Source organism: Frankiales bacterium, from assembly GCA_016125335.1.
Classification (GTDB): Bacteria; Actinomycetota; Actinomycetes; order S36-B12; family CAIYMF01; genus Longivirga.
Window position 1 is genome coordinate 33,964 of the sequence record WGLY01000013.1, and the last position, 13,109, is coordinate 47,072.

At 74.3% G+C, this 13,109-nt stretch carries 15 protein-coding genes; 9 read left to right on the top strand and 6 right to left on the bottom strand.

Annotated features, from left to right (window positions below; all coding sequences use genetic code 11):
- Positions 1-21: 21 nt before the first annotated feature.
- Together GC157_07410 and GC157_07415 are read right to left on the bottom strand one after the other, a co-directional pair.
- The gene (locus GC157_07410; GenBank protein ID MBI1377292.1) at positions 22-819 is read right to left on the bottom strand and encodes a hypothetical protein; all 798 of its coding nucleotides are present in this window, start codon (positions 817-819) and stop codon (positions 22-24) included.
- Positions 816-1,784 (bottom strand): ATP-binding cassette domain-containing protein, encoded by a 969-nt coding sequence (locus tag GC157_07415; protein ID MBI1377293.1) that lies wholly within the window; start codon positions 1,782-1,784, stop codon positions 816-818. Before GC157_07415 ends, GC157_07410 begins: the two co-directional genes overlap by 4 nt.
- A 511-nt stretch (positions 1,785-2,295) precedes the next feature.
- Here GC157_07415 and GC157_07420 point away from each other — a divergent pair.
- The 3 genes from GC157_07420 to mscL all read left to right on the top strand — a co-directional run bounded on the left by GC157_07420 (position 2,296) and on the right by mscL (position 3,954).
- A complete protein-coding gene (locus tag GC157_07420) occupies positions 2,296-2,655 on the top strand; it encodes an FmdB family transcriptional regulator (GenBank protein MBI1377294.1) in 360 nt (119 codons plus the stop codon).
- A gap of 51 nt (positions 2,656-2,706) precedes the next feature.
- Positions 2,707-3,423: a hypothetical protein gene (locus GC157_07425; GenBank protein MBI1377295.1), complete on the top strand. Its 717-nt coding sequence runs from the start codon at positions 2,707-2,709 to the stop codon at positions 3,421-3,423.
- Between the two features lie 147 nt (positions 3,424-3,570).
- Complete coding sequence (gene mscL / locus GC157_07430; GenBank protein ID MBI1377296.1) at positions 3,571-3,954, top strand: large conductance mechanosensitive channel protein MscL; 384 nt, start codon at positions 3,571-3,573, stop codon at positions 3,952-3,954.
- 35 nt (positions 3,955-3,989) lie between these two features.
- Here the strand turns inward: mscL and GC157_07435 are convergent, their stop codons facing one another.
- Complete coding sequence (locus tag GC157_07435; GenBank protein MBI1377297.1) at positions 3,990-4,214, bottom strand: hypothetical protein; 225 nt, start codon at positions 4,212-4,214, stop codon at positions 3,990-3,992.
- A 158-nt stretch (positions 4,215-4,372) separates the two neighbouring features.
- Here GC157_07435 and GC157_07440 point away from each other — a divergent pair, with 158 nt between their 5' ends.
- The 4 genes from GC157_07440 (at position 4,373) to GC157_07455 (ending at position 8,150) form a co-directional block, all read left to right on the top strand.
- The gene (locus GC157_07440; GenBank protein ID MBI1377298.1) at positions 4,373-5,020 is read left to right on the top strand and encodes a TetR family transcriptional regulator; all 648 of its coding nucleotides are present in this window, start codon (positions 4,373-4,375) and stop codon (positions 5,018-5,020) included.
- A 144-nt stretch (positions 5,021-5,164) separates the two neighbouring features.
- On the top strand, positions 5,165-6,652 hold the full coding sequence (locus GC157_07445; protein MBI1377299.1) for an aspartate aminotransferase family protein: 1,488 nt from the start codon (positions 5,165-5,167) through the stop codon (positions 6,650-6,652).
- 33 nt (positions 6,653-6,685) lie between these two features.
- Positions 6,686-7,627, top strand: coding sequence for a 3-methyladenine DNA glycosylase (locus tag GC157_07450; GenBank protein ID MBI1377300.1), 942 nt, complete (start codon positions 6,686-6,688; stop codon positions 7,625-7,627).
- Positions 7,628-7,670: 43 nt separating this feature from the next.
- Complete coding sequence (locus GC157_07455; protein MBI1377301.1) at positions 7,671-8,150, top strand: hypothetical protein; 480 nt, start codon at positions 7,671-7,673, stop codon at positions 8,148-8,150.
- 33 nt (positions 8,151-8,183) lie between these two features.
- Here the strand turns inward: GC157_07455 and GC157_07460 are convergent, their stop codons facing one another.
- Together GC157_07460 and GC157_07465 are read right to left on the bottom strand one after the other, a co-directional pair.
- On the bottom strand, positions 8,184-9,344 hold the full coding sequence (locus GC157_07460) for a hypothetical protein (protein ID MBI1377302.1): 1,161 nt from the start codon (positions 9,342-9,344) through the stop codon (positions 8,184-8,186).
- Positions 9,345-9,382: 38 nt separating this feature from the next.
- Positions 9,383-9,934 (bottom strand): hypothetical protein, encoded by a 552-nt coding sequence (locus tag GC157_07465; protein ID MBI1377303.1) that lies wholly within the window; start codon positions 9,932-9,934, stop codon positions 9,383-9,385.
- 545 nt (positions 9,935-10,479) lie between these two features.
- On the opposite strand from GC157_07465, the gene GC157_07470 reads away from it, so the two are divergent.
- Entirely contained in the window at positions 10,480-11,076 is a 597-nt protein-coding gene (locus tag GC157_07470; protein MBI1377304.1) for a cytochrome B6, read from the top strand.
- Positions 11,073-12,053: a hypothetical protein gene (locus GC157_07475; protein MBI1377305.1), complete on the top strand. Its 981-nt coding sequence runs from the start codon at positions 11,073-11,075 to the stop codon at positions 12,051-12,053. The genes GC157_07470 and GC157_07475 overlap by 4 nt, the downstream gene beginning before the upstream one ends.
- A 69-nt stretch (positions 12,054-12,122) precedes the next feature.
- Here the strand turns inward: GC157_07475 and GC157_07480 are convergent, their stop codons facing one another.
- Positions 12,123-12,998, bottom strand: a complete 876-nt coding sequence (locus GC157_07480) for a pirin family protein (GenBank protein ID MBI1377306.1) — start codon at positions 12,996-12,998, stop codon at positions 12,123-12,125.
- Positions 12,999-13,109: the final 111 nt, after the last annotated feature.

Here is a 13,109-nt window from a genome sequence, read left to right on the forward strand (position 1 = left end):
CTACCGAGCCGGTGCCGGCGCTCAGGCGTCGCGTCGCAGGAACGCCATGGCCTCGACGGCGAGCAGCGCGAGCACCCACGCCCCGAACACGCCGAGCGCCTGCCAGCCGACCGGCAGCTGGTCGATCCCCAGGGAGCCCGCAGCGCCGCCCGAGTCCGACGAGATCGGGTCGACGTCCCAGCGCGTCGCCGTGCTCCACGGCAGGATCCTCACCAGCCAGTCGGCCCGGTCGCGCAGCACCACGGCGAGCAGCTGCTCCACCACGAGGCCCGAGACGATCGGCACCGCGATCCCCAGCGCCGTCTGCCGGGTGATGCCGGCGATCGCGAAGGCCGAGAGCCCCCAGAGGACGACGAACACGGCGCCCAGCACCACGATGGAGTGCTCCGGCGCGAACGTGCCCTCCGGCGGCGTGGGGAAGCCGCGCAGCGTCACGCCGACCTCGCTGCCGAGGAACGACACGCCCGTGAACACGACCATCGCGCCGACGACGACGATCAGCTTCGCCCCGAGCACCTGGAGGCGCTGCGGGAACGCGGTGAGCGTGAGACGGATGAGGCCGAAGCGGTACTCCTGGCCGATGGACTGGGCCGCCGCCACGGACGCGAGGATGGTCGCGAGCGTCAGCGGGGCCGAGAACGCCTCGTACCAGGGCACGAACACCTGCACGTCCGCCGGGTCGACGCCGGGTCCGGCGTCCTGAGGGTTCGCGATCTCCCACGCCAGGAACGCCACGAGCCCGAACGTGAGCGCGAGCAGGATGTAGGTCGAGCGGATCGTGCGGATGCGGACCCACTCGTAGCGCAGCGAGGCGATCACGCGCCGCCCCCGTCCCGCGGCGCGTCGCCGTCCGACGTGGGCGTCGGGGGCGGAGGCGCCGTCCCGCCGACGGCGAACTGCTGGTCGCCGCTGGTGAGCTCGAGGAACGCGTCCTCCAGCGAGGCGGTGCGCCGCGTGAGCTCGCGCACGGCGATGCCGGCACGGAAGGCCAGGTACCCCACGCGGTCGGTGTCGGCCGTGGCCACGGCCAGGCCGTCCGGCCCGGCCGGCGAGCTCGCGAGCCCGTCGGCGCGCAGCGCCTCGGCGAGGGCGACGGGGTCGGCGCAGCGCACGAGGACGTCGTTGCGCGTGCTGCGGGCGACGAACGACTCGAGCGACTCGTCGGCCATCATCCGCCCCGCGGTGATCACCACGAGGTGCTCGGCCATCAGCTGCATCTCGGAGAGCAGGTGGCTGGAGACGAACACGACGTTGCCGCGCGAGGCGTAGTGGCGCAGGAAGTCGCGCAGCCACTGGATCGACTGCGGGTCGAGGCCGTTCGCCGGCTCGTCGAGGAGCAGGACACGGGGCTCGGCGAGGATCGCGCCGGCCAGCCCGAGCCGCTGCCCCATGCCGAGCGAGAACCCCGAGGGCCGCCGCCGGGCCACCGCGTCGAGGCCCACCAGCGAGATCACCTCGTCGATCCTCGACGCCGGCACGGAGGCCTCGGTGGCCAGCAGGCGCAGGTGGTTGCGGGCCGAGCGCGACGGGTGGAAGAACTTCGCGTCGAGGTGCGCGCCGACCACCCGGGTGACGTGCTCGTGCTGCACGAGCGGCCGCCCGTCCCACAGCGTCGCGCCGTCGCCGCGGTCGAGGCCGAGCATGAGGCGCATCGTGGTGGACTTGCCGGCCCCGTTGGGGCCCAGGAACCCGGTGACGACGCCGGGCCGCAGGGTGAACGACAGCTCGTCGACGGCACGGGTCCTGCCGTAGGTCTTGCCGAGCCCGATCGCCTCGACCGTCATGGGGTTCCTCCTCGAGGGACCGACCCTAGGCGGTGGTCGGCTATCGGCACGGCAGGAACCCGTGCGTCGGCGCGGCTGCCGGCGTCAGGGGGCCTGGCGCGCGAACACGGCGTCGATCTCGTGTCGCTCGGCGGCGCTGGTGGCCTCCTCGCGCAGGCGGTCCCACAGCGCGTAGAGCTCGTCCACGCTGGAGACGGTGGTGTCGATGGCGGGCATGCCGGTCACCTCCTCGGGGTCACGGGGTCCGTCGTGCGGGGGTGCCCCGGCGCGGGACGGGTCGGCGTCCGCCCTGCGCCGGTCGTGCCCCTCCACGGTCGGCGGCCGAGGTCTCGGGACGGTTGTCGCGGCGTTGCCGGCAGGTGAACATCCCCGGGGCACGGCGCCGCGCTCACCCGCCCGGCGCAGCGGCGGCGGAGTTGGCGGGGCCGGGGCGGTTTGGCATCATTGGCACTCGGCCGCCGGGAGTGCCAGTTCGACCGCCGCCGGCGGCGTCGACCCGAGGAGAGCAACCGTGCCCACGTACCAGTACTCGTGCACCGCCTGCGGCGAGCCGCTCGAGGTCGTCCAGTCGTTCACCGACGACGCCCTCACCGAGTGCCCGGCCTGCGGGGGCCGGCTGCGCAAGCTCTACAACGCCGTCGGCATCGTGTTCAAGGGATCCGGGTTCTACCGCACCGACAGCCGCTCGGGCTCCACGGCCTCGGTGCCCGCCGGGTCGGACTCCTCCTCCAGCGCGTCCTCGTCCTCCGGCGGCGACTCGTCGTCGGGCTCGTCGGGCTCGTCGTCCTCGTCGGGCTCCACCGGCACCTCGACCCCGTCGTCGGGCTCCTCCTCGACCGGGTCGTCGGGCACCTCGGGCTCGGCCGCCTGAGCCTGTGGACGCCGGGCCGCGCCGGCCCCGGCGCGTCCCTACCGTGACCGGGTGCGCCTGCCCCTGACCACGCCCTCGCCGTCGCGGCGCGCCACCACCCGGGTGCCCGGCCGCCCGGCCCCCTGGGTGCGCCGCACCCGCCGCCACCGCCGCGTGCTGGCCGCGGGGCTCGCCGCGGTGGTCGTCTGGTCGCTCGCGGGCGCGCTGCGGCCACCGCCGGAGCCCTCGCGCACCGTGCTCGTCGCCGTGCGCGACCTCGCGGCCGGCTCGGTCGTCCGCGCCGACGACGTCGCCCCGGCCGCGCGGCCCGTGCCCGCGCTGGGCCCGGACCCGGTCACCGACACCGCCGACGTGGTGGGCCGGGTGCTCGTGACGCCGGTGCTGGCCGCGGAGGCGCTGCGGCGGCGCGACGTGCTGACCGCCTCTGCCCTCGACGCCGGCGGGGCGGGCACGGTCGCCGCGCCGCTGCGCGTGGCCGACCCCGGCGTGGCGGCCCTGCTGCGCACCGGCGACACCGTGGACGTCCTCGCCGCCACGGCGGACGCCGACGGTCGTGCCGTGGCGTCGGTCGTGGCCACCCGGGTCCGCGTCCTCGCCGTCCCCGGTGCCGCCGGCACCCCCGCCGGGGGCCTGCTGGGCGGCGGTGGCGCCGTCACGTCCGGTGACGGCTCGCTCGTGGTCGTCGCAGCCACTCCCGGCCAGGCGCTCGAGCTGGCCCGGGCCGCTCTGCGCGGCCGGATCTCGCTGTCGCTGCACGTGGACGGCTGACTCGTCGCCGGCGCCGGCCACCGCGAGGAGCGTCGCGCATCCGTGGCCGGGCGGCGCGAGCCTCGCTACAGTGCGTGAGCGCATGGGTGGCGCACCGCCGGGGCAGCGCCGTGGTCAGCCCGCGCCAGCGACCTCCGGGAGGGTCTCGTGCTCAAGGGATTCCGCGACTTCATCATGCGCGGCAACGTCGTCGACCTCGCGGTCGCGGTCGTCATCGGCGCCGCCTTCGGTGCCGTCGTGAAGGGCTTCACCGACGGCCTGCTCAACCCGCTGATCGCCGCGATCTTCGGCAAGCCCAACCTCGACAGCGTCGGCACCTTCACGATCAACGGGGCCGACTTCAGCATCGGGCTCGTGCTGACCCCGCTCATCACGTTCGTGCTCGTCGCCGCGGTCATCTACTTCCTGGTCGTGGTGCCGATGAACGCGCTGCGCGCCCGCTCCGCCGAGGCGCAGGGCGCCGCACCCGAGCCGGATCCCGAGGAGATCGTGCTCCTGCGCCAGATCCGCGACTCCCTCGCGCGCGACTGACCGGCGACCCACGTCGTCGGGCGCCCGGCGGCGCGTCAGTCGCCGTGGTGCGGCGGGGTCTCGTCGAGGTAGCGGCGCAGCACGGCCGCCGGGTCGCGGTCGCCCGCGGCCGAGGCGCCCCAGCCGTCGTCGGTGTCGTCGCGCGTCTGCTCGGGCACGAGGTCGACGTCGTCGAGCCGCAGCGGGCGCGCACCCGAGGGCGGCCGCGGGCCGGGCTCCGGCTCTGGCCGATCGCCGGTCGCGTCCTGCTCGGGGGTCACCCGCCCATCGTGCCCCACGCCGCGCCGGCGGACCCGAGCCCGGCGAGCGCGCCGACCGGCGGCCGCATGCGGGAGGATGGGCGGGGCACTGCCCGGCACCGCGGGGACCAGGCCGCGGAGCTGAACGACTGGTCAGGATCCGACCCCCGAGGAGCTCGATGACCTCTCGCTCGACCCTCGCCGCGAAGGCCCCCGAGGAGCGCCGCCGACGCATCCTCGCCGCCGCCGTCGAGGTGCTCAAGGACAAGGGCTTCGCCGGCGCCCGCATCGCCGACATCGCCGCCGTGGCCGGCACCTCCCCGGCGCTGGTCGTCTACCACTTCAAGACCCTCGACGGCGCGCTCGCCGAGGCGCTCGCCTCGGTGGAGGACGACTTCTACACCGACCTCGCCCAGGCGATCCCGCCCCGGGCGACCGCGGTCGAGCGGCTGCGCATCCTCGGCGAGCTCGGCTGCGACACCGGCCCGGCGGTCGGCAACTGGGCGCTGTGGATGGAGGTCTGGGTGCGCGCGCTGCGCGACGGTCAGGCCCGCGCGCTGCGACGGGCGCTCGACGCGCGCTGGCGCCAGACACTGCGCGAGGTGATCGACGCCGGCCTCGCCGAGGGCTCGTTCACCTGCGCCGACCCCGACGCCGCCGCGGTGCGGCTGGCCGCCCTGATGGACGGCCTGGCCGTCCAGGCGGCGCTGCGCGACCCGGACGTGCCGGAGGAGCGGATGAGCGAGCTGTGGCTCCAGTCCGCGGCCGCCGAGCTCGGCGTCCCGCTGCGCCGGCTCGTGCGCGCGCGGCGCCCGCAGGTCCGCTGAGCCGCGTCCGGCCACCCGCCGAGGACCCCCGCACGGGCTTGACAGCCCCCCGACGGCCCGGCGTAGTGTCAGGTACATCCTGAACGACCGTTCAGGACTACCTGAACCACCGTTCAGGTCCGGCGATGGATGCGAGGACTGGCCATGGCGGCCACGCACACCACCGGAGCCCCTTCCGCGGGGACCGTCCCTGGCGCGAGCGCGCCCGGCGCCGGCTCCCCGGCGGCCCGCCGACGCGAGACCGTCGGCGCAGCGCGTCGCGACCCGGCGCGCCTGAAGCGGGACCTCCGCGACCACCTGCTGCTCAACTTCACCGACATGTCGCGCGACCTGCCGGTCGTCGTCGCGGGCGACGGCTGCTACGTCGTCGACGCCGACGGCCGACGCTTCGTCGACGGCCTGTCCGGGCTCTTCTGCACCAACCTCGGGCACTCCTACGGTGCCGAGGTCGGCGCGGCCGCGGCCCGCCAGCTCTCCGAGCTGGTCTTCACCCCCACCTGGACCCTCGGGCACCCGGCGGCGATCGAGCTCGCCGAGCGCATCGCCTCGTACGCACCGGAGGGCATGGAGCACGTCTTCTTCACCAACTCCGGCAGCGAGGCCGTGGAGTCGGCGTGGAAGCTCGCCCGCCAGTGGCACGCCGAGCGCGGTCAGCCGCAGCGGCGCAAGGCGATCTCGCGCCGGTTCGCCTACCACGGCACCACGCTGGGGGCCCTGAGCTTCACCGGCTACGCCGCCGCCCGGGCCCCGTTCGAGCCGCTCGCGGTGCCCACGCACCACGTGTCGCCGACCTACGCCTACCGCCACCCCCTCGGCCACGACGAGGCGGCGTTCTGCGCCGCCCTGCTGGCGGAGGTGGAGGCGGCCATCGAGTTCGAGGGCGCCGACACCGTGGCGATGCTCATCGCCGAGCCCGTGCAGAACTCGGGCGGCTCGTTCATGCCACCGGCCGGCTACTGGACCGGCCTGCGCGAGATCTGCGACCGGCACGGCATCCTGTTGGTCGCCGACGAGGTCATCACCGGCTTCGGCCGCGTGGGGCACTGGTTCGCCTCGGAGCGGTTCGGCGTCGTGCCGGACATGATCACCTTCGCCAAGGGGGTGACGGCCGGGCACGCGCCCCTGGGCGGCGTGGTGCTGCACGGGCGGGTCGCCGAGCCCTTCGTCTCCGGGCGCACGTCGTTCGCCCACGGCCTCACGTGGGGCGGGCACCCGCTCTCGGCGGCTGTCGCCCTCAGCGTGCTGGACATCGTCGAGCGTGAGGACGTGCTCGCCAACGTCCGCGCGAACGAGCCGCTGCTGCAGGCCGGCCTGGACGAGCTGCGGGCGCTCCCCCTCGTGGGCGACGTCCGGGGCGCGGGCCACTTCTGGGCGCTCGAGCTGGTGAAGGACAAGGCGACCAAGGAGACGTTCACCGACGCCGAGGCCGACTGGCTGCTGCGCGACGCGCTCTCCGGCCAGATGTGGGAGCGCGGCCTGCTCTGCCGGCTCGACGACCGGGGCGAGCCGGTGATCCAGCTCTCGCCGCCGCTCGTGGCCGATCCCGCCCTGCTCCACCGGATGCTTGGAATCGTCGGGGAGGCGCTCGAGCACGTAGGCGCCCTCGTGGAGCGGGGTCGGCCCGCCGCCTGATACGCGACGCCGCCGTCCGGCGACAATGGGCGGGTGAGCCCGGGACTCTCCCCCACCACGCCGGACGGTGCCGTCGTGCAGGTGCTGGACGAGGCCGCGTGGCTGGAGCGGTCGCGGGTGCATGCGGCCCGTGTGGACGCCTGGACCCGCGACCGGCTCGACCGGGCCGCGCGGGGCCGGCGGCACCCCGTCGACGACTTCCTCTTCGACTACTACCCCACCCGTCCGGCGCAGCTGCGCCGCTGGCACCCCGGGGTCGGCGTCGCGCTCGCCGGGCCCAGCCCGTGGCGCGACGACCCGGCCTACCGCTCGCTCGTGGTGGGCGGGCGGCAGGTGGTCACCGCCGACCCCGCGCGACTGCTCGCGCGCCGCGACGGCCTGGCCTGGGTGGAGGGCCTCGTGCGCACCACGCTGGACCGGCCCGCGCGCTACGGCTGCTTCGGCCTGCACGAGTGGGCGATGGTCTACGGGCTCGAGCAGGGGCAGGTGCGGCACGAGTCGTGGCCGCTGCGGCTCGAGCCGGACCGGATCCGCGCCGTCGTCGACGAGCAGGGCCTGCACTGCACGCACTACGACGCCTACCGCTTCTTCACCCCCGAGGCCGCGCCGCGCAACGAGCGCGCCCTCGACCGCGCCTCGCAGCCCGACCTCGAGCAGCCCGGCTGCCTGCACGCCACGATGGACCTCTACAAGTGGTCGGCGAAGTACGTGCTGCTCGTGGGCAGCGACCTCGTGGCCGACGCCTTGGAGCTCGCGCGCGACGCACGGCGGCTCGACATGGAGGCCGCGCCCTACGACCTCGGCGCGCTGGGCTACTCGCCGGTGGCGGTCGAGACGCCCGCGGGGCGCACCGAGTACGCGCGCCGGCAGCGGGCGCTGGCCGGTCGCGCCGAACCCCTGCGCCGCCGCCTCGCCGACGCGCTGGCCCGGGCCCTAGCCGCCGTCGACGACGCCGCGCAGGCCGACGCCGGGTGAGCGCCCGGCGGCCCGGCGCCGTCGACTCTGGTTGGATCGCGCCATGGCCGAACCCGCACCTGCCGTGCTGGCCGCGCTCGCGGACGCCGGGCTGCCCTACCGAGTGATCGTCCACGAGCAGCCCGTGCACTCCCTCCAGGAGGCGGCGGCGGCCCGCGGGGTCGAGGTGGTCGACGTCGTCAAGACCCTCGTGGTGCGTCGCGGCGACGACGACTACCTGTTCGTCCTCGTGCCCGGGGGTCGCCAGATCTCCTGGCCCAAGCTGCGCGCCCTGCTCGGGGTCTCGCGCATGTCGATGCCGCCCGCGGACGAGGCCTTCACCGCCACCGGGATGCGGCGCGGCACCATCACCCCGCTGGGGTCGCTGCGCCCGTGGCCGGTCGTCGCCGACGCCGTCCTGGCCACGCGGAGCGAGGTCACGCTGGGCTCCGGTGCGCACGACGTCGCCATCGGCGTCGACGCCGCGGCGCTGCTGGAGGCGACGGCGGCGACGGTCGCCGACGTCACCGAGCCCGAGGGCTGAGCCACCGGACGGCGCCGGCCGGGACCGCGGCGGTCAGTTGATGAGCTGCGTGACGCGGGGACTGTCCTCGCAGATCACCGACGGGTTGCCGGTGAGGCCGCAGTAGGAGGACAGCTCGCCGATCGGGATGAACCGGTCGACGCGCACCTGGAAGGCGTTGACGTTCGAGCCGTTGCTGGTGGGCAGCGCGACGTTGGGGTTGCTGCTGTCGTAGCACGACGGCAGGTTGTAGAACGTGTTCGCGCCGGTGCCGCTCTGGTTGCCGATCTTCCAGCCGCACAGCCGCAGCCCGATGAAGCCGACCACGCGGTAGGTGGAGTTCGACCCGCTGCCGCTCACGACGTCGAATACCGGCAGCACGCTCGGGCGGTCGAGGATGTCGTTGAGCGCGCCGGCCAGCTTCACCGTCTGCACGCAGCCGTCGGTGGTGGTGCACTGGCCGCCGTTGGCGGAGGGGAAGCCGGGGTCGCCGGCGAAGAAGATCTGCAGCGTCGAGCCGAGGTCGATCGACAGGTTGTAGCCGACGTCGGTCCACAGCGTGGTGTCGCCGGCGGGGTTGGACCCGCCGTCGAAGTCGAGCGTCCCCCAGTTGCCCGGCGCCGAGCCGCACGGCGTCGCCACCGACGTCGAGCCCTGGAACACCTTGTTCAGGTCGATGAGCTGGGCGTCGCCGGGGTGCGACGCGTCGTAGGCGAGCAGCTGGTCGACGGCGGCGCTGCACACGGCGAAGGGCCGTAGCCCGGTGACGGCGGTGGCCGGCCCCATGGCCGCGGTGGCGTCGCGGCTGAGCTGGTAGTCCGAGACGCCGAAGATGCCGCCGAACACCGACGGGCTCGAGCCCACCTCCTGCACGCGCACCTCGGCGTTGCCGGTGGGGTTGCAGCGGATCGCCACGCCGGCGTCGCCGCTCCAGCCCGACGGCGCGGGGCCGGTGGCCAGCGTCGCGTCGGCCGGAGCGTTGGCCGCGGCGTAGGCCACGGCCGACGCACGCGCCGACGTCATGGCCGTGCTCACGACCGTGGCGCAGCTCAGGCCCGGCGTCGCGGCGTCCGCGAGGGTCTTGGCCGCGGCGAGGGCAGCGCCGTCCGACGCGGTCTGAAGCTGGCGCTTGCGCGCGTAGGCGAGACCGAAGTCGGTCGCGAACGCGGCCATGCCGGCCAGCAGCATCACGAGGATCGCGACGACGACGGCCACGGCGCCGTCGTCGGCCGGTCCACGGCTGCGGCGCAGCCTCACGAGTACTCGCACCGGAACACCCCCGTCCCCGTGACCGTGACGCTCGGCGAGCCCCACAGCGGGATCGCGAGCCGGCTGTCGAACGTGGCGGCGACCGACAGCTGGTCGGCCCCGCCGCTCACGCTGCCGGTGCACGGCGGCTTCGCGAGAGCCGGAGTGTTGGCCGACGCCGGCAGCGGGCTGCCCGCCGCCACGGAGCACACGGTGGTGCCGGACAGCGAGACCGTGACGCCGACCTTGGCCGGGTCCAGCCCGATCGCGACCGCCGCGGCACGCGTGCGGCTCAGCGCCTCCCAGCAGGTGCGGGTCGGCGAGCCGTCGATCTGGCGCACCACCGACGCGCGGGCCGCCTCGCGGGCGGCGTTGTTGAGCGACAGGTTCTGGGCGAACACGATCCCGAAGGCGATGATCCCGAAGACCAGCAGCACGAGGATCGGCACGATCAGGGCGAACTCCACCGCGGCCGCGCCGTCGTCGCGGCGCAGACCTGCCCGAGCGCCCGCCCGTGTGGCGCGATGGTTCTGCACGCGTGCGGAACGTGGCCCGATGACGCTCTGTTACGCGGCGGCGCCAAGGCGAGCCTTCGGTGGGAGCCGACGTCCTCCGCAGGTCCTAGGACCCTCCGGCGTGTCGCCACGGTGAGCGCCAGCAAGGTCACCCTGCGTGCCGGGACCCCCCGCTCCCGCACGCGCGTACCGCGGTGAGGCGAGGCTCACCACATCGCTGAGAAAACGCTCAGGATCACCATTCCTTTCCTTTACCGGATCGCCGCGACTGGCCCTGCCGCGCGGGGCGACGGTTCGGGTGTGGTCGTCACCGGACGACCGGACGAGGGAGGCGTCATGGACGTCCTGGGCGTGGACCTGAGCGGTCCCGCGAGCTACTGGCAGGTCTGGCAGTGGGTGTCGGTGTCGATCCCGAACCTGATCATGATCATCGTGATGCTGCTGCTCTTCGTGGGCGCGCTGGTCCTGCCGTTCCCGTCGGGCGGTGATCACTCGTGAGCCTCGACACCGACCCGGCACCGGCCCCGGCACCGGCCGCGGCCGAGGCCGCACCCACCACCTGGACCGGAGCGGTCCGTCAGCGCTGGATGCGCACGCTCCCGCCGGACAAGATGCTGCCGGAGACGCAGCCGGCGTACGTGGCCTCGTGGATCTACGTCTTCGGGATGCTCACCCTCGTCGCCCTCGGCCTCGTGCTGGTGTCCGGCGCGATCCTCACCCTCGGCGGCGTGCAGTGGTTCCACACGTCCTCGCTCGGGCGCTTCGTGAACAGCCTGCACTTCTGGGGGGTGCAGCTGTTCTTCCTCTTCATGATCGTCCACCTCTGGGGCAAGTTCTGGATGGCCGCCTGGCGCGGCAAGCGCGCGCTCACCTGGATGACCGGGGCCGTGGCGTTCCTCGGCTCGGTGGCGGTGGCCTTCACCGGCTACGTCATCACCACCAACTTCAACGCCCAGTGGATCGCCTTCGAGTCCAAGGACGTGCTCAACGCCGTCGGCATCGGCGCGGTCTTCAACGTCACCGACCTCGGCCAGATGGTGCTGCTGCACGTGGCCCTGCTGCCGGCGATCCTCGGCGTCATCGTCGTGCTGCACGTGCTCCTGGTGCGCAAGCACGGCGTCGTGCCCCCGCTGGAGGCCGTGGTTCCCGACGAGGGCGCCGAGGCGACGGAGGCCCGGTCATGACGACGACCACCGCACGGCGCGCCTTCGAGGCCCGTCCCTGGACCGGGCCCACCCGGCACTACGACATCCTCAAGGAGGGCGCGATCGCGCTCGTGGTCGTGACGCTGCTCGTCGTCGGCCTCGCCGCGCTGTTCTCCTCCCCCGACGACCCGGCGCTCACGTTCAAGGGCTGGGCCACCGACTCGCCCGACACCCTCTACGCCACGACGGTGTCCGAGCTCGCCGGCACCAGCGAGACCGCGGGGTACGGGCCGCCGTACAACACCAACAGCGACGGGCTGTCGGTGGGCCCGCTGTTCCTGCAGAAGCTCGGCGGCGTCACCCACCCGATCGACACCGCGCAGGACTTCGTCGTCACCCCGCTCCAGTCGACCATCGAGCCGGCGGACGTGACCCAGGCCCTCGGCACGTGGACCGCGGCCGGCGCCGACCAGCAGCAGGCGTGGGCCACGGCGTACGACGACGCCGTGCAGGCCACGGCCGACGACAACGGCGACCTGCACCTCGACGCCGTCGCGGCGGGCGACTACGGCCCGGTGCCCACGCTGGCGCAGGCGGTGGTCGACCTCGCGAAGACCGGCGGCTACGACAACGCCCTCACGGGGCAGGGCTCGTTCTTCCAGACCGACCAGACCAAGCAGCTGATGCTCATGGGCGACGGCGGCTACATGGAGGACCGCGCGGTCTCCTACAACCTGGGTGGCGACACCTGGGGGATGATGAACGAGGCGGGCAGCTGGCCGGGCCAGATCTGGCTCGCGTTCGCCTCGGTGTGGTACCAGCCGCCGGCGTTCAACACCGACGGGACGACGCTCACCGACAACGCGGACGCGATCATCTTCATGATCCTGCTGCTGCTGTGCGCGGTGTTCATCCTGACGCCGTTCATCCCGGGGCTGCGCTCGCTGCCCCGCTGGATCCCGCTGCACCGGCTGGTGTGGAAGGACTACTACCGGCGGTACGGCCGCGCGGCGTAGCCCGCGTCCACGACGGAGGAGGGCCGGCGAGCGCACCCGCTCCCGGCCCTTCGCCGTGCCCGGCGCGGGTCAGCCCGGGTTCGCCGTGGGCGGGTTGACGCGAGGCCGCAGCGTGACGTGCGGCAGCTCGGGTGCGGGCAGCCGCACGGGATCGCCGACGTACCCCTCGACGCTGCCGTAGCGCGCCGATCCCGACTGCCACGCGAGCCGCATCGCGGCGATCTCGTCGTGCGTGCGCCCGACGAAGTTCCACCACATCACGATCTGCTCGTCGAGCGGCTCGCCGCCCAGCAGCAGCATCCGCGCGCCCGCTCCCCCGACGTCCTCCACGACGAGTTGGCTCACCCCCGTGCCCACGTAGCCGATCCGGCCGGGGGCGACCGGGACGCCGGCGAGCGCGACCTGCCCCTGGTCGACGAGCAGCCCGTGCTCGTGCGCCTCGTCGACGTAGAGCGTGAGCCGGGCACCGGGCGAGAGCACCAGCTCGGCTCCGAGCACCGGCGAGAACGTGCGGACCGGCGAGGTGACGCCGCCGACCGTGCCGAGCAGCACGCGCAGCTGTGCGCCGCCGAGGTCGACCGCCTCGGTCTCGTGCCGCTCGAAGGAGCGCCCGACGTCGCGGGCCGAGTCCGGCAGCGCGATCCAGAGCTGCACGCCGTGCAGCACGCGGGTCTGCGGCGTGGACACCTCGGAGTGGCAGATGCCCGACCCGGCCGTCATGAGGTTCACGACGCCGGGGCGCACCACGGCGTGGGCGCCGCTGCTGTCGCGGTGCTCGATCTCGCCGGAGAACAGCCAGCTCACGGTCTGCAGCCCGGAGTGCGGGTGCGGCGGCACGAGCATGCCGCCCGTGCGCTCGACCTCGTCGGGGCCGTAGTGGTCGACGAAGCACCACGCGCCGATGAGCGACCGGCTGCGCTGCGGCAGGGTGCGGCGCACGGTCATCGACCGCACGCCCCCGAGGGGGACCTCGCGCGGCTCGATCACCTCGACGTGCACGACGCCGTCCTGACTGCCCACGCGCCCAGCGTGCCACGCCGCGGCCCTCCCGACGCG

Excerpts from the sequence above, each read along its gene's own strand:
- GC157_07415 (MBI1377293.1), bottom strand. The coding sequence starts at position 1,784 with ATGACGGTCGAGGCGATCGGGCTCGGCAAGACCTACGGCAGGACCCGT.
- GC157_07440 (MBI1377298.1), top strand. The coding sequence starts at position 4,373 with ATGACCTCTCGCTCGACCCTCGCCGCGAAGGCCCCCGAGGAGCGCCGC.
- GC157_07445 (MBI1377299.1), top strand. The coding sequence starts at position 5,165 with ATGGCGGCCACGCACACCACCGGAGCCCCTTCCGCGGGGACCGTCCCT.
- GC157_07455 (MBI1377301.1), top strand. The coding sequence starts at position 7,671 with ATGGCCGAACCCGCACCTGCCGTGCTGGCCGCGCTCGCGGACGCCGGG.
- GC157_07470 (MBI1377304.1), top strand. The coding sequence starts at position 10,480 with ATGCGCACGCTCCCGCCGGACAAGATGCTGCCGGAGACGCAGCCGGCG.
- GC157_07475 (MBI1377305.1), top strand. The coding sequence starts at position 11,073 with ATGACGACGACCACCGCACGGCGCGCCTTCGAGGCCCGTCCCTGGACC.
- GC157_07480 (MBI1377306.1), bottom strand. The coding sequence starts at position 12,998 with ATGACCGTGCGCCGCACCCTGCCGCAGCGCAGCCGGTCGCTCATCGGC.